At 45.7% G+C, this 17,863-nt stretch carries 21 protein-coding genes; 14 read left to right on the forward strand and 7 right to left on the reverse strand.

The genetic code is table 11. The features are described from left to right. Nucleotides 1–43: 43 nt before the first annotated feature. Both pqqA and PKO01S_RS00165 read right to left on the reverse strand, forming a co-directional pair. Nucleotides 44–115: a pyrroloquinoline quinone precursor peptide PqqA gene (gene pqqA / locus PKO01S_RS29695; protein ID WP_127529530.1), complete on the reverse strand. Its 72-nt coding sequence runs from the start codon at nucleotides 113–115 to the stop codon at nucleotides 44–46. Nucleotides 116–257: 142 nt separating this feature from the next. Continuing rightward, nucleotides 258–752, reverse strand: a complete 495-nt coding sequence (locus PKO01S_RS00165; RefSeq protein ID WP_127529262.1) for a WGxxGxxG family protein — start codon at nucleotides 750–752, stop codon at nucleotides 258–260. Between the two features lie 140 nt (nucleotides 753–892). Here PKO01S_RS00165 and PKO01S_RS00170 point away from each other — a divergent pair, with 140 nt between their 5' ends. From PKO01S_RS00170 to PKO01S_RS00185, 4 genes are all read left to right on the forward strand, one after another. Beyond that, nucleotides 893–1,441 (forward strand): manganese efflux pump MntP, encoded by a 549-nt coding sequence (locus PKO01S_RS00170; protein ID WP_127529263.1) that lies wholly within the window; start codon nucleotides 893–895, stop codon nucleotides 1,439–1,441. Nucleotides 1,442–1,952: 511 nt separating this feature from the next. Beyond that, nucleotides 1,953–2,879 (forward strand): aminoglycoside phosphotransferase family protein, encoded by a 927-nt coding sequence (locus PKO01S_RS00175; protein WP_127529264.1) that lies wholly within the window; start codon nucleotides 1,953–1,955, stop codon nucleotides 2,877–2,879. 132 nt (nucleotides 2,880–3,011) lie between these two features. Next, entirely contained in the window at nucleotides 3,012–3,980 is a 969-nt protein-coding gene (locus PKO01S_RS00180; RefSeq protein ID WP_127529265.1) for a hypothetical protein, read from the forward strand. An 86-nt stretch (nucleotides 3,981–4,066) separates the two neighbouring features. Beyond that, a complete protein-coding gene (locus PKO01S_RS00185) occupies nucleotides 4,067–4,513 on the forward strand; it encodes a cell wall hydrolase (protein ID WP_127529266.1) in 447 nt (148 codons plus the stop codon). An 87-nt stretch (nucleotides 4,514–4,600) separates the two neighbouring features. On the opposite strand, the gene PKO01S_RS00190 is transcribed toward PKO01S_RS00185, so the two are convergent. Further along, entirely contained in the window at nucleotides 4,601–4,873 is a 273-nt protein-coding gene (locus PKO01S_RS00190) for a transporter (RefSeq protein ID WP_218031437.1), read from the reverse strand. Nucleotides 4,874–5,164: 291 nt separating this feature from the next. Here PKO01S_RS00190 and PKO01S_RS00195 point away from each other — a divergent pair, with 291 nt between their 5' ends. Further along, nucleotides 5,165–5,584, forward strand: coding sequence for a hypothetical protein (locus PKO01S_RS00195; protein ID WP_127529267.1), 420 nt, complete (start codon nucleotides 5,165–5,167; stop codon nucleotides 5,582–5,584). 75 nt (nucleotides 5,585–5,659) lie between these two features. On the opposite strand, the gene PKO01S_RS00200 is transcribed toward PKO01S_RS00195, so the two are convergent. Beyond that, nucleotides 5,660–6,061: a VOC family protein gene (locus PKO01S_RS00200; RefSeq protein ID WP_127529268.1), complete on the reverse strand. Its 402-nt coding sequence runs from the start codon at nucleotides 6,059–6,061 to the stop codon at nucleotides 5,660–5,662. Nucleotides 6,062–6,274: 213 nt separating this feature from the next. Further along, nucleotides 6,275–6,712, reverse strand: coding sequence for a hypothetical protein (locus PKO01S_RS00205; RefSeq protein WP_127529269.1), 438 nt, complete (start codon nucleotides 6,710–6,712; stop codon nucleotides 6,275–6,277). 160 nt (nucleotides 6,713–6,872) lie between these two features. Here PKO01S_RS00205 and PKO01S_RS00210 point away from each other — a divergent pair, with 160 nt between their 5' ends. The 7 genes from PKO01S_RS00210 to PKO01S_RS00240 all read left to right on the forward strand — a co-directional run bounded on the left by PKO01S_RS00210 (nucleotide 6,873) and on the right by PKO01S_RS00240 (nucleotide 15,104). Continuing rightward, on the forward strand, nucleotides 6,873–8,138 hold the full coding sequence (locus PKO01S_RS00210; protein WP_127529270.1) for an erythromycin esterase family protein: 1,266 nt from the start codon (nucleotides 6,873–6,875) through the stop codon (nucleotides 8,136–8,138). Between the two features lie 157 nt (nucleotides 8,139–8,295). Further along, complete coding sequence (locus PKO01S_RS00215; protein ID WP_127529271.1) at nucleotides 8,296–8,847, forward strand: VanZ family protein; 552 nt, start codon at nucleotides 8,296–8,298, stop codon at nucleotides 8,845–8,847. Between the two features lie 216 nt (nucleotides 8,848–9,063). Further along, nucleotides 9,064–11,565, forward strand: a complete 2,502-nt coding sequence (locus PKO01S_RS00220; RefSeq protein WP_218031438.1) for a glycoside hydrolase family 9 protein — start codon at nucleotides 9,064–9,066, stop codon at nucleotides 11,563–11,565. A 265-nt stretch (nucleotides 11,566–11,830) separates the two neighbouring features. Beyond that, nucleotides 11,831–12,376 (forward strand): hypothetical protein, encoded by a 546-nt coding sequence (locus tag PKO01S_RS00225; protein WP_127529272.1) that lies wholly within the window; start codon nucleotides 11,831–11,833, stop codon nucleotides 12,374–12,376. Nucleotides 12,377–12,480: 104 nt separating this feature from the next. Beyond that, nucleotides 12,481–12,828, forward strand: a complete 348-nt coding sequence (locus PKO01S_RS00230; protein ID WP_127529273.1) for a hypothetical protein — start codon at nucleotides 12,481–12,483, stop codon at nucleotides 12,826–12,828. A 50-nt stretch (nucleotides 12,829–12,878) separates the two neighbouring features. Beyond that, nucleotides 12,879–13,202 (forward strand): hypothetical protein, encoded by a 324-nt coding sequence (locus PKO01S_RS00235; RefSeq protein ID WP_127529274.1) that lies wholly within the window; start codon nucleotides 12,879–12,881, stop codon nucleotides 13,200–13,202. Between the two features lie 288 nt (nucleotides 13,203–13,490). Further along, on the forward strand, nucleotides 13,491–15,104 hold the full coding sequence (locus PKO01S_RS00240) for a xylulokinase (protein WP_127529275.1): 1,614 nt from the start codon (nucleotides 13,491–13,493) through the stop codon (nucleotides 15,102–15,104). Between the two features lie 80 nt (nucleotides 15,105–15,184). Here PKO01S_RS00240 and PKO01S_RS00245 read toward each other — a convergent pair whose 3' ends face one another. After that, nucleotides 15,185–15,661 (reverse strand): GyrI-like domain-containing protein, encoded by a 477-nt coding sequence (locus PKO01S_RS00245; RefSeq protein WP_127529276.1) that lies wholly within the window; start codon nucleotides 15,659–15,661, stop codon nucleotides 15,185–15,187. A gap of 42 nt (nucleotides 15,662–15,703) precedes the next feature. Further along, on the reverse strand, nucleotides 15,704–16,183 hold the full coding sequence (locus tag PKO01S_RS00250) for a hypothetical protein (RefSeq protein ID WP_127529277.1): 480 nt from the start codon (nucleotides 16,181–16,183) through the stop codon (nucleotides 15,704–15,706). A 157-nt stretch (nucleotides 16,184–16,340) separates the two neighbouring features. Here PKO01S_RS00250 and PKO01S_RS00255 point away from each other — a divergent pair, with 157 nt between their 5' ends. Together PKO01S_RS00255 and PKO01S_RS00260 are read left to right on the forward strand one after the other, a co-directional pair. Then, nucleotides 16,341–17,303, forward strand: a complete 963-nt coding sequence (locus PKO01S_RS00255) for a helix-turn-helix transcriptional regulator (protein ID WP_281278819.1) — start codon at nucleotides 16,341–16,343, stop codon at nucleotides 17,301–17,303. A 218-nt stretch (nucleotides 17,304–17,521) separates the two neighbouring features. Then, nucleotides 17,522–17,785 (forward strand): hypothetical protein, encoded by a 264-nt coding sequence (locus tag PKO01S_RS00260; protein WP_127529279.1) that lies wholly within the window; start codon nucleotides 17,522–17,524, stop codon nucleotides 17,783–17,785. Nucleotides 17,786–17,863: the final 78 nt, after the last annotated feature.

Genomic DNA, 17,863 nt, shown 5'->3' on the forward strand with positions numbered 1-17,863 from the left:
GCTCTCCTTTATCGAAGAGATTCCGTATCTCGGACATGCGCGGTCACTTGCGATATGCATAGGCTGTCACTTCTGCGCAGACCTCGACGATCTTGAAAGCAGGCTTAACCCACATGACCACACCTCCTAGAATCGCGATGTGTAACTTGCTTCATTGTATGTCGGCATAAGAATGTCCAAGAAGCAAAAAAAACGATGCAAAGTCCCATCCGTTCTACGGATAGTGACCTGCATCGTTATTCCTGAGATCTTCTTATTTAGCGATCGTGTTGCGGATTCCGGCTGCGCATCCCGAAGAGCCCGAGCAATCCGAGCAATCCAAGCCAGCCCCAACCTTTGTTTCTGGAGGAAGTCGTATCCAGTGCGCGATATCCGTCATTCGCGTACGATTGCGTACGATACCCTGAATTGTGATCCGTCGTAATAGGTGTGTTTGCGTTTAGGTTTGCGTTCAGATTCGCGTTCGGGTTCACGTTAAGGAACTGACTGCCCGTTCCTGTTCCGTATACGCTGACTTCGTGATTGGACGTTCCTGTTGTGCTTGCTGCTGATCCGTTGGTCGAGTGGATGTACGTTTTCGTACCGACTTGATTTGCAGAGATCCCGTCGTGAATGCCGTGCGAACTTGTCCCCATTCCGTTGCCGAGCCCGCCGTTGCCTCCGTTTGTCGTTCCTGTATAGGCATAAGCCGGAACCGAAAACAGGAGAGAAACTGCTGCGACCCATAATCCAAGCAAAATTTTGCTTCTCATGAAGAACCTACCTGCCTTTGGAGGATGTTTTATATCCTCGGTTAGGGTTTCACGATTGCGGCAATCCTATACCAAGCTCGTACTATGGTTAGTTCCTGCCGTATATATTGGAATTATGGACGGTAGGAAGGAGTATAGCCATGGATGCGTTGTTCGCCTGGTTCTTAACCTTGTCGCTTGGTTTCGATGCATTAATTGTCTCCGCTTCGTTGGGACTAAGAAAAGAGCCGAATCACAAAATAACCATCGCACTTGTGTTCGCTTCGGCCGAATCCCTGATGCCGATTGCCGGCATGATCATCGGGGGAGCACTTGGTCATTATTTCAAAGGTGCGATTTCTGTGATCGGCGCTCTGTTATTGATCGGAGTGGCGATTTATTTTCTTTTCTTCGACCAGGATGAGGATGAAAATGCGGCACTACAGCATCCGCTCGCCGGGTGGCCGCTGCTAGCGGTGGCGGTCGGCATCAGCCTGGACGAGCTCGCAGTAGGTTTTACCGCCGGATTGATGCAAGCGCCGATCGTGCTCACGATCTTACTGATCGCTGTCCAATCTTTTGCCTTCTCCATGATCGGCGTCATTTTTGGTGCCAAGTTGAAGCCATTCCTAGGAGAATGGGCAGAAAAAGCAGCGGGTATCGTGCTTGGACTTATAGGCGTATGGATGCTTATCGAGAACATTGCCTAACCGTATGGCTGCTGTACTAGTTACAAAGGAATTGAAGGGGAGAACATTACTTAGGCGATGATCCATTCAGCAAAAAAACAATCAGAGAAAGTGAAGATTTATAATTGGCGAGAAATGAATGAATTGCTTTAATTATCGAAATCAATATTGACTAATCGATTGCTTGGTTTATACTGTAACAAATAGTTGATTGGTGGGATATATACAGTGATGATGATGGCGGTATTCCTGACGGAAATCCAAGGTTAAATTAACCTAATCGTACATGAGCGTGACGGACGCACTCTGCTTAATGAAGTAGGGATTGTTTGGCATTGTCGTAGCTTATGTACTCCGTCATGAACCGAAACCTTCATCACTGCTTCTGTTTGGAATGCTTGTTATAAGGGATAAGGGATTACCTTGTTAAGGCATGACGACGAAGAAGCCGTTGGTGAACGATTGTTCATCTGCGGTTTTTTTTATTTCGCAATCACTATTTAGTTTATGATGAAATGGGAGTTGAACGATAATGGCTTATGAGAAACCGAATGTGGCTATGAGTGAAATTGAACACATATTGCAGAATCATCTAGGGTCGGATGTTGCTGAAATCACGCCGCTGTCGGGTGGGAATATGAGCAACGTGTTTTCTTGCAGCTTCGAAGAGAAAGGTTACATTGTGAAATTTAGCGATCTGCCACATGCGTATGAGACGGAACATTATATATCCAATTTGCTGTCGGTTCAGGGCATCCCATACCCCCAAAATTTGGCGTTGGGGAAAACTAGCCAGGGGTTGACCTATTTGCTTATGGAACGGATGGAAGGGCGCACCTTGTCCGAATTTACAGCAGTGGAACAAGCTCAACAGTTACCTGAGATTATGGGCATCCTATCAAAACTAGCCAATGCGGATGTTAGGGCAACGAACGGATACGGGTGGATCGGATCCGATGGCAATGGATCCCATGCAACATGGAGGGACTTCATCGTTGCCTCTAATGCGGAAGATCAGACGGGGACGTTCTGGGAGAACTGGCACGATCTTTTCCGCACGTCTTGCTTGGAGAAAGACGTCTACGAAGAAATCTATAATCGTCTGATGGCCTACGTCCACTATAATGAATCGGATAGAAGCTTTATACACGGAGATTTTCACCAGTGGAATATGATGTCCGACGGAACACGGATTACCGGTATCATTGATGGAAATAGCATGTACGGCGATTCACTAGTAGACCTTGTCGTTCTCGACCGGCATTTGCCCGAGCTTGGTGTCATTAACGCCTATCAGAACATGCAAGAGAAAGCTGGAATCGCGACTCCTAATTTTAAAGAGCGGTTAATGGGCGCCTATTACTGCAAGGGACTCGATGGGCTCCGATTTTATGCGAAGATGGGGTGGAAAGATGCTTATCAGGGCACACTGGATTTTCTTCTAAATCTGAAAGATTAACAAGCAGAAACTTTCGGCAACCGACACTGCGTGCGGGAAGGAATGTGATCTGTTAGTAGAAACTTTTTCCATATCGTTGACGTCTAAATGCTGCTGTTATTACAAGTATGATGGAAGGAGATGTAAGGTGCAATGAAATGGATTCGAATCTCCGTCATCATAATTGCTGCGCTAGTGTTGTCGGCATGTTTATCTTCCAAGTCGAATGACATTTCGTCGCCCTCAATAAGTCAAGACGATATGGCCGAGACGGCCGAGAATAAGATAAATTCCGACATACGGAGCCCCGAAGCCACGCGAAGCCCGCAAATGTCTTTGATGGTCGAAGTGCAGTCGGGCGGATCTATCATTCAAGCCTATACGTTCAATGACAAGATGGAGAACGCCGTTTTCCGCAAACACACTTCGCTGCCGTACGGGGCTTACGTTCCGGAATTCATGGTTCAACGAGAATTTGCCGAAGGGGTCGAGTGGGGCTACGGAGAGCCGAGAAACTCATTCGCCATTATGGATGGAAGCTTGATCCAGCCGAACTTTCAGATGACCGATCCCGATTTGGCAGAGTATAAAGAATACTTGGGCACGGATCGGAGCGACTCGACCATGGAATACGACTACTTCTCGTTCCATGTCGAATCGAATGAGTTGATCATCCGCTTTGCATATACAAACGAGGAGAAGGTGAAGGCGCGGAAGTTGTTTCTAGCCATGATAGCCTCGATTAGGGAGACTCATGCGAGCGAGGACTACAAAGCAGGCGTTTTCTTAACCTACAACGAATCGACGCTGGATGAGACCCATAAAGCGGTGCTGCAAAGCGCGTTGGCGAGCATGGACGCTATCATTTCCAAAGACGCCCAGAAATTCGCAAAATCGCTGGAATCACAAGCTCTAGCGGATGCGCTCAGCTTTTTGATCGATGATGGAAGGCAGTACCGGTTCGAACAACTGGAATCCATCACGTCATTGGATGAGAAAAGATATAACGTCAACGTGGCCTATAAGGCGCTAAGCGAAGAGGGCTTCTTATTTAATTCCACCTATGCATTCACGGTCAGAAAAAACAAAAGCGGTGAATGGAAAGTCGCGAATATCGACTAGTGGAGCAACCATAAACGCTTGTGCCAGAGTCACACATCCGCTACGCCTACAATATGATGAGTCTAGAAAGCTAAAGAGGTGAGCCAATGGCAGTCGTAAAAGCCAGACAACAAGATATTGATATGCTGGCAAGGTTGCTTCGAGCCGAAGCGGAGACCGAAGGCGAAATGGGCATGCTCCTTGTTGGGAATGTCGGCATCAACCGAATAAGAGCGAACTGCTCCGACTTTAAAAATCTCCGGACAATACCCGAGATGATCAACCAGCCGCATGCGTTCGAAGCGTTGCAACACGGGATGTACTATCAAAGCGCAAGGGACAGGGAACGCCGTCTGGCGCAACGGGTTGTGAACGGGGAGCGGAATTGGCCAGCCAAATTTTCCCTATGGTATTTCCGTCCGGGATCATTCGATAATCCTGGACCATGTCCGCCAACTTGGTATAATCAGCCGTTGGTCGGCCGATGGAAGAAACATTGTTTTTATGAACCAACTGCGGAAGAGTGTGAAAGTGTATATAATACGTTCGGTTAACAAAAATATATGATATTAAAGCCGCGTATTTCGCGGCTTTTTTAATTTACGAATACAAGATGGATGCACTGAGCAGCATGGAATGGATCAGAAAAGAGTCGGAATCGGCGGACACGATGAGGCATCGATGAACCTCGGATCGATACCGTAGAAGTACCAGTATGAGCCGCTCCATCTAAAGCCTGCAACACCGTCCATATCGACATGCGTCGGAAAAAACCAGAAGCTTTCGCCTGTTCTAAGCCATACATAGGTGTACTGGTACATGCAGTCGATGATATAAGAAACGGCGGGTTTCGGCGGGATGAATGCGGGAGGAGGAGACTGCGGCGCCTGTCTCATTGATCCTTTATTGACCATTTAAGTCACTCCTCGCGGAAGATATTCATGAATTAACAAGCAAGTGTATTGTAGACTATGCAAGCGCCTAACGGCTTGACTGTACTCATGCCTACGCCAGTTGGTTGAATTAGCTATGATTAATGAATAGGTCGATTCGAAAGGGGCATTTATATCTAGGACTAGAAATGTTTTTTTATGGTATTATTGTTTGGGTATCTAGTCCATTTTGAATAGATCAATATGGAACAGATCATGAAACGATGTTGCAAATTATATGTCCTAGTGAAAGCGTGGGGGATCTTAGATCAAATGGATTTCAAAAAGCCGGCTGTATTCGTGCTAGTCATTGTTATTGTTTTCTCATTAATTGGATGTAAGAGTTCTAATCCTAATGGTGATTTTACGGAAATTAGCAAACATCTCGCCCAGCATATGAATCAATTGGATGATGAGGATGGCGTGACACTAGTAGGTTTTGCCGCTGACCCAAAAGAGAATGTGTTTAAAATTGGAGTAGGTTACGACTCAACTATGACCAATTTGCGCCTAGAGCAAATTATCGAAGGTTACCTGTCTGATTCCGTCTCGACGATTAAGGAAAGTGACTGGCATCAAAAACTAAAGCCTTATAACATTATCATTGAACGTATTGGAGTAGTGAAAACAAACTTCCCCGTTATTGCACATAAAAATGAGGGAGAAACGGATTTAACATTCTTTATTAGTTAAACGATATAGGACAGATCGAGATAATATCGAGTTAAAAACGCCGGTAACCTTAAGAAGGTGACCGGCGTTTTTACATTAGCTTTTCGGCATTTTGCTCTCGTCCATGTATAGAAGGTTCCACCGGTGACCATCCAGGTCGGCAAAAGCTGCGCCGTACATCCAGCCGTCAATTTCACTCGGCTTGCCAAAGATGCTTCCGCCGGCAAACTCTGCCTTCTGAATATAGGTATCGACTTCATCTCTGCTTTTAGCACCGATGGAAAATATAACTTCTGCGCTATGGGAAGTATCTGCGATTCTTGAACCTGTAAATTTCTCGAACGTCGCATCCGGGAACAGTAAAATCGTGGTTTGGCCTATGACAAGCTTAGCTCTCTCGCTGCCAACGCTCGCCGCTTCGAATCCAATGGCATTAAAAAATGCAGTGGACCGCTCAACATCCTTGACCGGCAGGTTAATCCAAATCTCCTGTGACATGGCTATAGCCTCCTGGAATATATTTTCAACTACTCCTACTATACTCTACTTCTGGCATCAGAAGCGAATCTCATAAAAGAAACCGCAAGGTATGACATTCCTGTCATTATCCTGCGGTTTCAAGAGAATATGGCGATCACTCCTTGATTATAAACCAAGAAATAATCGCCAATTCATTATGGATTAAACGCGTAGATCTACGATCAGCTTATTTTAATAAACATTAATTACATAGCCATTGGTAGTAGATATTGAATTGGTTACATCGATGTTAGCAGTTGCATACGGCTGCACGATTATGTCGTAGACATAGAGCCCGGGTTGCTGTGACAAATAGTATATTCTTCCCTGGCCAGTAAAGTTTATGCTGGATGGATATACGTTGGCTGAAGCCGAGCTAGAAACCGTTACTTGATATGCCCTAGCGTACGGAGTGCCATTATAAATTTTGAATGATTCTGTTGCATACGGACCCAATGTACGGTAAGCGCCATAGCCGGAATCAATCGAAGTATAGGATGAAGCGAGAGCTGATACATTGCTCACGGATGCTGATGCATTTGCATTTGAAGAAACCAACAGTGAACCCAAAATAAGAGAGGCACTTAATAATGCGATAGAACTTTTCTTCACTAAGCTTTTAATAACCATTTATAGCAATCCTCCTAAATATTCCTATCTTTGGACTGGCCAGCCCCTAGAGATTGATCCTGTTTAGGCATCAGATCAGTATTTTTTGTTTGACCTCATATACGAAAGACAGTTGGAACAAACTAGTATGGAACGCTAACTCAGTGAGGTGTACATTCTGATGAACGAGGAACTTATCCTGCAATCCATACGTAAGCTGGCCCGCAAGTATACAGGAGCAGAAGACGCAAACGAGTTAATCGATCGAGCCAGCAGTGCCAAATTCGTGCTTCTTGGAGAAGCGTCTCACGGGACTTCAGAGTTTTATACCGACCGAGCGGCTCTGTCCAAACGGCTTATAACTGAATATGGATATCGATTTATTGCCGTAGAGGGCGATTGGCCGTCTTGCTACACCCTCAATCGATATGTAAAAGGTTGCTCGGCCGCAGCAAAGGACGCACGAGAGGCACTAATGGATTTTGCCCGATGGCCTTCTTGGATGTGGTTGAATCGAGAAATCGTAGAGCTGGCAGAATGGCTTCGCCGATATAATGCCGATAAACCGGATGCGGAGAAGGTAGGCTTCTATGGGATTGATATTTACAGCTTATGGGAGTCGATGGACGAAATTCTGAAATACCTAGGGACCAAAGAAGGCGCGGATATAGAGGCGGCAAAACGGGCTTTCGAGTGTTTCCAACCGTATGGCGGAGACGAGCAACGCTACGGGGTATCGGCAGCACTATATGGGGAAGACAGCTGCGAGGAAGAAGTCGTAACCCTGCTGCGAAAGCTGCAGGACAAGTGGAAAGAAGCGCAACCGGACGATCGAGAGAATACGTTAAGCGCAGAGATGAACGCCATGGCGGTCCAAGGCGGGGAAGCTTATTACCGCACCATGATTCGTCATGACGCCGAATCTTGGAACGTTCGGGACCGTCACATGGTCCAAGCGATTGAGAAATTGGCCGATTTCCATGGACCGCAAGCGCGTGCGATCATCTGGGAACACAACACCCATATCGGAGATGCACGTTATACGGATATGGCGGCGGACGGCATGATCAACGTGGGACAGTTATTGCGTGAAAAATACGGCAAAGATGTATATGCCATCGGCTACGGCACATACCAAGGAACCGTTATCGCCGGACGATCCTGGGGGGCGCCTTCTCAAGAGATGAAGGTTCCGAAGGCGATCGAGGGCAGTTGGGAAGAACTGCTCCACCGCAGCGGGGCGGAAAACAAATTGCTCCTATTCGAAGATGGACAACCGGTGCTTGACGATGCCATTCTAGGAAACAGAGCGATAGGAGTCGTGTACCATCCAGAGCGCGAGCGGGGCAATTACGTGCCGACAGCCGTCTCCAAACGTTACGATGCCTTTATTTTCCTTGATGAGACCAAGGCGCTGTCTCCATTGGAATCAGCGCTTGTCCCATAAGCCGCCAAAATAGGCGGCTTTCTAATTGAACCAACGGAATAACCTAAGTATAATAGGGTTGAGCTTGTCAGAGGCAAACAGTCAGCGAATGGTTATAGTGTAGAGTGAGCCTGCAGCTGACCAATATGTAATCGAAGGGCGGAAAAAAGTAGAATTCATGAGTATACGAGAACGAATAGAAAGAGCCTTTTTATATGGTGTTTTCATCTGTTACCTCTATTTGTTAATGAAAATATTGTTCTTATCGAGAGTTCCGATTGTGGACCTATTCAATAGCCACAGAACTTTCGTTAGGTCAATCAATCTCATTCCTTTTCATAGCATAAGTGAATACATATCCGGCAGCACAGCTAATTTAAGAAGATTTGCTTTTGGTAATGTGGTTGGCAATATATTTATTTTTATCCCTCTTGGTGTATATCTGTCAATATTTAAGAACAACAAAAGAGCAATAAGCAATCTGTTGTTTATTTTTGTTGTTAGTTTCTTTGTTGAAGTCTTACAAGGGCTATTAGGCATTGGAGCAGCAGATATTGACGATATCATTCTAAATGGATTAGGCGGATGGATTGGTATTTTAGCGTATAAGGGTTTTCAGTTTATATTACGCGGTGAGAAGAAAGCGCAAACTGCAATCACAGTATTATCTGCTATCGTAGGATTGCCAGTTTTATATTATTTTTTGTTCATGATAAAAATGAGATACTGAAATCTTTATTGATTTGATCGACAGGATTATCCCTGTCGGTCTTTTTTGATTTCTCGTAGCTACGAACGCACTCCCATATCGTTTTTATATCACACGGTATTTAAGGAGCGTATTTATTAAGGCCATTCACTCGTTTTTCCCGGTAATTACCTATGCATTAGGACTCGGCTATATTATGATCAACCATATAAGTAATTCACACAAGGAGGCTGCATTTTGGAAAAGGAAACCGCTTTCAAATCCTCTGAGGAACAAGGATTCAAGTTAAACCACGCATCCGGCTATTTTCAAAGCCTAGGTGTCGATGTCATGGCCTTCGACGATATCTATCCGGAAGGGCATCAATCCGGTGTAAGTATCATCATGCACGGCAATCGAGTTGCTACCAACGGCGATATTCGTTTTGAACAGACGCCGGGACAATGGCAGCCAGTGCCGCAGCAGGGTAAGCGCGAACTGGATGAAGCGGCGAATACCATCACCACGTCGCTGAGTTTCCCGGATTCGTCACGGCATCTAAAAGGCTTTAATCCGATGATCTATCCGGATTTCGAGTTCAATTACAAGGTTGTCGTCAAAGGCGACGGCACGTCAGTCAACGTTACCGTGGATTTGGATCGGCCGATACCGGACAAGTATGTCGGCAAAATATGCTTCAACCTGGAGCTGTTTCCCGGCGCTCTGTTCGGGAAGCCTTGGATAATGGACAACAAGCAAGGGATATTCCCTGAACAGCCTAACGGCCCCGTATTGTCGCTTCCGTCCAATTATTCGCATCCCGGGAATTTTAGTCAACCCGATGCAACCGCAGATCTTAAACTGCTGACCGGCGACAACAAGGGATACAATCCGATGATTGCCGATGACATCATTGCCCAGCCGTATGCGGTAGGCAGACGTTTTACAGTGCGGCCCGAAGACCCTTACAACCGCTTTACTATTGAGAGCAAGGGGACGGAGCTTAAGTTGTACGACGGTCGAATGAATCACAACAATGGCTGGTTTGTGGTCAGCAGCGAAGTACCTGCCGGAACCACCAATCAGGCGATTCAATGGGTTATTACACCTCATGTCGTAGAAGACTGGCTTCATCCGTCCGTCGTTCAGACATCGCAGGTCGGATACCATCCCAGCCAATCCAAAACAGCAATCATTGAACTTGATCATCGTGAGAGCAAGCGCGAACAACCGGTTCTGTTCAAAATAACGGAGACAGGTGAAAAACAAGTTCTCTCGGCGGAAGGACAGGAATGGGGACAATTCCTCCGCCATAACTATTTGAAATTTGATTTTACGGACGTTAGGGAAGAGGGTTTATATAAAGTTCGTTACGGTTCTTCGGAGTCTTCCATTTTCCGCATTGCCAACGATGTTTACGATCGAGGGATCTGGCAGCCGGTTCTGGAGTATTTCCTTCCCGTACAGATGTGTCATATGCGGGTAAGCGAGAAATACCGGGTATGGCACGGCCATTGTCATCATGACGACGCTCGGATGGCTCCGGTCAATCTCAATCACTTTGACGGATATGTACAAGGACCTTCCACACTGACCCATTACGAACCGGGTGACGTTGTTCCAGGGCTGAATGTTGGCGGTTGGCACGATGCCGGCGATTTCGACCTTCGTGTGGAGTCACAGTCTGGTGAATTCTACACCTTGGCACTGGCGTACGAAGCCTTTCATGTCTATTACGATGCGACGACCATTGATCAAGATAAACGGATTGTCGAAATCCACCAGCCCGACGGCAAAAACGACATCCTGCAGCAGATCGAGCACGGCGTCTTGTCCGTCGTTGGCGGCTATCGCGCATTAGGGCGGCTTTATCGGGGGATCATCGAGAACGACCTGCGGCAATACGTACATCTTGGCGACAGCGCGAGCATGTCAGACGGCATTCAAGGAAATGAAGACGATCGCTGGGTGTTTACCGAAGATAATCCGCCGCGCGAATTGACCACCGCCGCCCATCTGGCAGCTGCTTCCCGTACGTTGAAGGATTTCAACCCAACATTAAGTAACCAAGCCTTACAGGCAGCCAGTGAGATTTATAAGGTTACGGACGGGACAGGCCCTGCTAGAAGAGCCAAAATTCATGCCGCCGCAGAATTATTCCTAACCACCGGCGAACAAGAATATAAAGACTTCTTGTTGTCGGAAGCGGATTACATCGTCGAGTCAATCGACAAGGTAGGCTGGTTTATCGCTCGAGCCGAGTGCGCGATGAATGACGCCGTATTTACTAAGAAGTTCCGCGATGCTTTGCCGGCTTTGAAAGAACAGTTTGCGGAGCAGAGTGCAGAGACACCGTACGGAATTCCGTATCGCCCGCATATCTGGGGAGCGGGATGGGGGATACAGAGACTGGGATACGAGTACTATTTCCTGCATAAGGCTTATCCCGGTCTGTTCGACTCCGAGATGATTTTCAATGCGCTGAATTTTGTTCTGGGCTGTCATCCGGGCTCGAATACGATGTCGTTCGCATCGGGAGTCGGCGCCAAATCGGCAACGGTAGGGTATGGACTCAATCGCGCCGACTGGTCGTACATTCCCGGCGGCGTCATTTCGGGTACTGCGCTGATCCGTCCCGACTTCCCTGAATTGCTCGTATTCCCTTATTTATGGCAGCAAGTGGAGTATGTAATGGGAGGCGGCTCCACGCATTTCATGTTTATCGCATTAGCGGCGCAGCAGCTTACGAGCGGTAAATAATATTCGAATACAAGGATTGCAAGCAAAGCCCGCGGTTGATAACCGCGGGCTTTGCTTATTGTTGGCGGAGGAGAATCACTTTGTGTGCATCACATAGTGGTCGGTATATCGGCTTCTTGCTTGAGTCGAGGATCACACTCAACTTTGGTCGAGTCCCAATCTCCCTCTAAGGCATGGCGCGGTCTGCCCGCTTCACAGTGTAGGCTATATACATATAAACCTAATTGTGAAAAAAAGCCATCCTTATAAAGTTGGAGGAAAGGTTATGCCGTATATCTATATTTCCCTTATTAAAACAGATTCGATGATCGGCAAATTTGTTAGTTATCTGAAGAAAGATGAGGTCACCCACGCCTCAATCGCCTTGGATGAGAATCTCGACGAGCTGTATGGTTTCGGCCGTAAATGGAACTGGTATCCATTCAAAGGGTGTTTCCGCAGAGAATCCTATTCGGAAGGCTATTACGGACATTTTAAAACATTACCAGGTGTTGTACTGCAATTGAATATCACGTCCAATCAATATGCTCTCGTCAGTCAAATCCTTAACGATTTTATAATGAACAGCGACCAGTATTATTACAGCATCACGAAATTACTGAGTAATATTATCGATGTAGAGATTAAGGACAGCCGTGGTTTTATTTGCTCTGAATTTGTAGCATATATTTTACAGGAGGCAGGCATTGTTAAGTTCGACCGGCCTTTAAATCTGATACGACCACAGATGCTGCTGAAACTGCCCGCTAATCGAGTCTATCAAGGCGACCTCAAAAGATATGGTAGTGCTAATAAGGTTTGTTCTGCATAATATTTGCAAAGCCCGCGGTTGTTTTTGTCGCGGGATTTGCCGTAAACTTAAATAAGTTTATGGCAGAGATTGTGTGAAATTTCAATGGGTAAGGGAGCTAGCCAATGAAGTTCATATTTAATCATTTCTCTTGTGATGTTGAGATATTTAATAAAGTTAAAGAAGATATTGTTATTAGATTTTATGATAGAACGAAGGAACAAAATGAAGACGACATTATAAATCTTGTAATGGTCGATCCTGGTTATGGATATCTTTGTTTAAAACTGAAGGGAGAAGGAGCGTTATTGAGCGGATTTTTAGATGAAGGTATTTTTACATCTAAGGAAATGGTCGACGCAGCCATTAATCACATTGAAGATTTAATACCACAAGCAAAGAATACATATATGCCTTATCACGTGGTTCTCTTCAAGAAAGCGAGCTATGTAGAATACAATGGGGAATATTAAAAGAATTTGATGCCGGGTATTAAGGACCGATATCACAAGGTGTGATTATATTGTCAATTGCAGCAATAATAATAGAACCGAAAGATTCACGATTTTATGTACCTGTTTCAACAGAAGTATTTTTTGAACGATGTTGGTTACCTGGAGTTAAAGAGTTGAAATTAGAGCTAACATCCTATTTTTATTCTCCAGGTATTGATTTGAATAAGAAACATTTCCCAAAACTAATTAATGAATTATCTTTATTAAAGGAATGGGCAAAGATAATGCTAACTGAAAATGATTGCAGCCATCTAATTGGTAGAGTCGATAGACTTGTAGAAGAGATGAATGTGGCATTTAAAGATGAAGGAGTCATTATATATATTGGATAGTAGTAAAAGCAAAAAAAACATATATCATTCGAATCCGCGATTTAGCGGATTTTTTTTATGATTGCATCGAGGGACATAAGGTATTCCTTGTAATGACAACAGCAGTTACAACTAACAAGAAGAAATGCTCAATCAGCCTACTGTGTACAGAAAAAAACTTAGTTTGTTTAATAGACAAACTAAGTTTGCGAGTGCTATTCTTATGGTAATCGTGATCATTACCACAACATGAGAGTACTTAAGATCTATTCGGTTCAGTCTTCCATTTCAGAGAGGAGCTCCGCCATCATGGATCAAAATATTAAACATGCGATACTCCGGGGAGAAACCACGCTTGGCATCGAACTGGGATCCACACGAATCAAGGCCGTACTGATTGATTCCAATTATGAAACGATCGGTTCCAGCAGTTATGAGTGGGAAAATCAATTGATTGACGGTTATTGGACTTATTCTCTCCATGAAATGATTAACGGACTGCAAGAAACCTATCGCCAATTAAAGCAAAAGGTTGAGAATAAATATGGAGTAACCCTGCAAAAGATCGGTTCAATTGGATGTTCGGCTATGATGCAGGGATATATTGCACTAGATCAAGCAGGGGAGCTGCTGGTCCCGTTCCGTACATGGCGCAATGCCACTACAGGTGCAGCTGCATCTGAACTAACCGAGAAATTCCAATTTAAAATTCCTCAACGTTGGAGTATCGCACATTTGTATCAAGCGATTTTGAACGAAGAAGAGCATGTCCGGAACATAAATTATATGACGACGTTGTCGGGTTACATTCATTGGCTGTTGACTGGGAGCAAGGCTCTTGGGGTGGGGGATGCCTCTGGCATGTTCCCAATCGATGAATCTGCACAGCAATTTAATGAAATTATGATGAAGCAGTTTGCCGAGTTAATTGCCGATAAAAACTACCCGTGGAGTATTACGGATATTTTGCCCAACGTTTATTCTGCCGGTGAACATGCTGGATATCTCAGTGAAGCTGGGGCACGGTTATTAGATCCATCAGGCAGCCTGCAAGCAGGTATTCCGTTATGTCCTCCAGAAGGCGATGCGGGAACTGGCATGGTCGCTACCAATAGTGTCAAGAAGCGTACTGGCAACATTTCCGTAGGTACATCGATTTTTGCCATGTTTGTACTAGAGAAAGATTTGTCGACGGTGTACCCTGAGATTGATATCGTGACTACACCTGATGGCAGCCCTGTCGGCATGGTTCTAGCTAACAACTGCTCCAGCGATATTAATGCATGGCTCGGCTTGTTCCGTGAGTTCTATGAATCAATGGGGCAGAAACCCGATATGAACCAGTTATTCAGCGTCCTGTTCAACAAAGCGCTGGAAGCAGACGCTGATGGCGGCGGCTTGCTGAGCTACGGCTACTATTCAGGCGAGAACATTACCGGGTTAGCACAAGGTCGTCCGCTGTTCGTTCGTTCTCCAGAAAGCCGCTTCAATCTGGCTAACTTTATGAGAGTGCATCTGTTTAGCGCGTTTGCTGCATTAAGACTAGGGATGGATATTTTGACACTGAAGGAGCAGGTGACGATTGACCATATTATGGCGCATGGCGGATTGTTCAAAACACCGCTAGTCGGTCAGAAAATGTGTGCCGCAGCACTGAATATTCCCGTATCGGTCATGTCTACGGCTGGTGAGGGCGGTGCATGGGGAATGGCCGTTCTGGCATCCTATATGATGAATAAGGAGCAGGACGATTGCTTGGCAGATTACCTTACCGCTAAAGTGTTCAAAGATGCAGAAGGACAAGCGGTTTATCCGGACAGCGCAGATGTGGATGGCTTTTCCTTGTTTATGGAGCGTTACACGGAAGGACTGGCAATTGAGCAGGCAGCGGTAGATCATCTTGTGGAAAATGGGAAGAAATGAGAAGCGTGAAATGATACTGATTTCTTGCCGGGCGACAGAACATAACATGAAGAGCCGCATGTCATGCGGCTCTTGTTGCGTCATTTTTTAACAACAGGCACCCAAAATTCGCCGTAGAAAGTGCCATCGCCATTATCTTTGCGATAAGTCGCGTTTGGACCGCCGATGTACGCATACTCGGTAATTTGAGACAAGACTTCACCAAAAGCAAGGTACGTCAGTTGATCGAACAATGTTTCCTTATCGCCGTTTCCTGCGACCACAATATATTCGCTCTCCGGAAACTCGATCATGCGCGTTGCGTCCGCTACAGTTTTGCCAGCTTCTACTGCGAAATAATTCCACGGTTTGCCTTGATATACCTCGTTAACGGACCATTCACGTTCGTCTTTCGCGGCGTCTTTAAGCTTGGAGAAACGTCCGTCAGCCTTGAGTTTGCCCCAAAACTCGGATTTCTCCTTTTGCAGAGCCGGCATATCTTGAAAATTCGATTGGATTGAAAAACCATAAGCGGTCAATGTGAATGATTTTTTGTATTCAAGCGTGTAAGCTGCCATGTAAGTGCTCCTTTCATCAAGCTCTGTAAAATACAGAAGCGGTTAACCTTCGACTTTTTTCACCCGAAGCCACATTTCGCCGTAGAATTCACCGTTTTCAGTAGATTTGACGAATGTTGCGTTGCCGGGTCCAACGTACTTGTAGTCTGTAATTTCTTGCAGCATGCCGCCGAAAACTTTGCCTGTGATTTCATCTGCAAGGCGGTCCTTGTCAGCGCCTGTGCCAGGCACGACAAGGTAGTCCCCAGCAAGGAACTCGATGACGACAGCGGTATCCACGCCGAACTCACCCATTACGCCGAAACCGCGCCAAGGCTTCCCGTCGATGATGTAGTTGATTTGATACTCTTGCCCGTCAGCCAGTGCGAGAAGTTCAGCAAGCTTGCCGTTTTCGCTGATTTCGGCTTTTTTTGCCGCAGTTTTTGCTGCATTACCTGCCCAGTCGTTGAAGTCCTCAAAAGTAACACCGAAAGCAGTCATTTTGTAGCTTTTCGAGATGGTTTGGATGGAGTAGTTAGACATATTGTTCTCTCCCTTGGCGATTTAGTTTTTACAAGATTGATTCTATTGGCCGAATGTATCAAAATTTGATACCTTTATCGAAGATCAATCAGGTAAAAAGGATAAGCCGCCAATCCCGACATTTTGTTCTTGCTTCACTTTTGCTACAATATAAACCATGAAGAAAACAGAACGAGTGAACCTAATCATGCGTTACATTAATAACCGTGCGCATTTTACGATTGCTGAGATCCAGAGGGAGTTCAAAATATCCCGCGCGACGGCGATCCGCGACATTAACGAGATTCAGGCCATGGGTTTTCCGCTGACGACCGAGCTTGGGCGGGGTGGGGGCTATCATGTCTTGCAGAATCATTATCTCCCCGCAGCCCGATTCACGCCAGATGAGCTGAAGGCTATTTTTATCAGCTTTATCGCCTCGAAAAATTCGCAGCTGCCTTATCTGCACAATCGCCGATCCATCACGGAGAAGCTCATCGGCATCGCGTCGCAAACACAGCAGGACGAGCTGATCGAGCTGAATCATATTTTACTTTTCGAAAATACGAATCCTGCCAATCCGAATCTGTTAGAGCTAGATGACTCGGCGCCTCCAGAGCTGAATCAATTGATATCGCTTGCAGTGCGTGATAAGCATTTGCGAGTGACTTATGAGCATAGCATTGGGTGGCCGCAGTTGATGGACGTTTATCTGCTGCATATTTTTAACTCAAACGCTCAATGGCTCGTAGAGGTCTATGATTTCGATGCGGATGAGTTTCGTTATTTGCCTGTTGTGATGCTAAGGGATTCGGCCATTTCCGAGCAGGCGATGAAGCTGACGGAGCAAGAGATTTTAAACAAAAAACGTCTTCGTGCACGTGAATCCAATCTTGTTGTGAAGCTTGATGCGACAGGGATTCAGCGCTTTAAGCGCATGCACCCGCCGGGGATTAGTTTGTCTTTTACTGGGATGTTTCAGTCAAGCGGGATTTTTAATGTTCAGCTGGACGTGACCGATGCTGAGGAACTGGCTTATTATGCGGATTGGCTTCTGTTTCTGGGGAAAGGGGTCGTGTATGACCGGATTCCCGATGAGCTGCGCATGATATTGAGAGAGCGGTTCACCCATTTCATATGACAAGTGCATAGTTCGAATCAGCTCGCGGATATCGCGGGCTATTTTATCGTTATTCGTTGGAAGTCCGTCAGACTTTTATTGTTCGGGGCCATATCGACGGGGATCTTATCAGGAATCGTTAACCAGTAGGCCTAACGTTCTATTGAGTGACCTCCAATATGTGTGATATACTCCTTTTGCAATTAATTCATATAATAGTAATATTTGGAGGGATTATTATGAAAGCAATGAAACGGGGATTATTTATTCTTGCTGTGCTAACCATGGCACTGAGCTCCTCCGTTACGGCATTCGCTGCTGATTCAAAGTATGTTGATGTGATGCGAGTGGTCGGAGGACGGATGAATGTTTATTGTCCGAGTACCTATGCGTATTCGGACGCCGATGGATATACCGGAACTCTTAATTATTATACATATGCAACTGGGGGCTCCACTTACTACCTCTACTGCTATTATAAAGGTGAAGTAACCCGGCCATAGGCATAATAAGGAACGGCTTTCTATCATTATTGTTACTTGTTAACGGAGAGTGAAGAAAAACAAAGACAACGGCGCATT

This window comes from Paenibacillus kobensis NBRC 15729 (genome assembly GCF_004000825.1).
Lineage (GTDB): Bacteria > Bacillota > Bacilli > Paenibacillales > Paenibacillaceae > Paenibacillus_T > Paenibacillus_T kobensis.

Excerpts from the sequence above, each read along its gene's own strand:
- PKO01S_RS00165 (WP_127529262.1), bottom strand. The coding sequence starts at position 752 with ATGAGAAGCAAAATTTTGCTTGGATTATGGGTCGCAGCAGTTTCTCTC.
- PKO01S_RS00170 (WP_127529263.1), top strand. The coding sequence starts at position 893 with ATGGATGCGTTGTTCGCCTGGTTCTTAACCTTGTCGCTTGGTTTCGAT.
- PKO01S_RS00175 (WP_127529264.1), top strand. The coding sequence starts at position 1,953 with ATGGCTTATGAGAAACCGAATGTGGCTATGAGTGAAATTGAACACATA.
- PKO01S_RS00180 (WP_127529265.1), top strand. The coding sequence starts at position 3,012 with ATGAAATGGATTCGAATCTCCGTCATCATAATTGCTGCGCTAGTGTTG.
- PKO01S_RS00185 (WP_127529266.1), top strand. The coding sequence starts at position 4,067 with ATGGCAGTCGTAAAAGCCAGACAACAAGATATTGATATGCTGGCAAGG.
- PKO01S_RS00190 (WP_218031437.1), bottom strand. The coding sequence starts at position 4,873 with ATGGTCAATAAAGGATCAATGAGACAGGCGCCGCAGTCTCCTCCTCCC.
- PKO01S_RS00195 (WP_127529267.1), top strand. The coding sequence starts at position 5,165 with ATGGATTTCAAAAAGCCGGCTGTATTCGTGCTAGTCATTGTTATTGTT.
- PKO01S_RS00200 (WP_127529268.1), bottom strand. The coding sequence starts at position 6,061 with ATGTCACAGGAGATTTGGATTAACCTGCCGGTCAAGGATGTTGAGCGG.
- PKO01S_RS00205 (WP_127529269.1), bottom strand. The coding sequence starts at position 6,712 with ATGGTTATTAAAAGCTTAGTGAAGAAAAGTTCTATCGCATTATTAAGT.
- PKO01S_RS00210 (WP_127529270.1), top strand. The coding sequence starts at position 6,873 with ATGAACGAGGAACTTATCCTGCAATCCATACGTAAGCTGGCCCGCAAG.
- PKO01S_RS00215 (WP_127529271.1), top strand. The coding sequence starts at position 8,296 with ATGAGTATACGAGAACGAATAGAAAGAGCCTTTTTATATGGTGTTTTC.
- PKO01S_RS00225 (WP_127529272.1), top strand. The coding sequence starts at position 11,831 with ATGCCGTATATCTATATTTCCCTTATTAAAACAGATTCGATGATCGGC.
- PKO01S_RS00230 (WP_127529273.1), top strand. The coding sequence starts at position 12,481 with ATGAAGTTCATATTTAATCATTTCTCTTGTGATGTTGAGATATTTAAT.
- PKO01S_RS00240 (WP_127529275.1), top strand. The coding sequence starts at position 13,491 with ATGGATCAAAATATTAAACATGCGATACTCCGGGGAGAAACCACGCTT.
- PKO01S_RS00245 (WP_127529276.1), bottom strand. The coding sequence starts at position 15,661 with ATGGCAGCTTACACGCTTGAATACAAAAAATCATTCACATTGACCGCT.
- PKO01S_RS00250 (WP_127529277.1), bottom strand. The coding sequence starts at position 16,183 with ATGTCTAACTACTCCATCCAAACCATCTCGAAAAGCTACAAAATGACT.
- PKO01S_RS00255 (WP_281278819.1), top strand. The coding sequence starts at position 16,341 with ATGAAGAAAACAGAACGAGTGAACCTAATCATGCGTTACATTAATAAC.
- PKO01S_RS00260 (WP_127529279.1), top strand. The coding sequence starts at position 17,522 with ATGAAAGCAATGAAACGGGGATTATTTATTCTTGCTGTGCTAACCATG.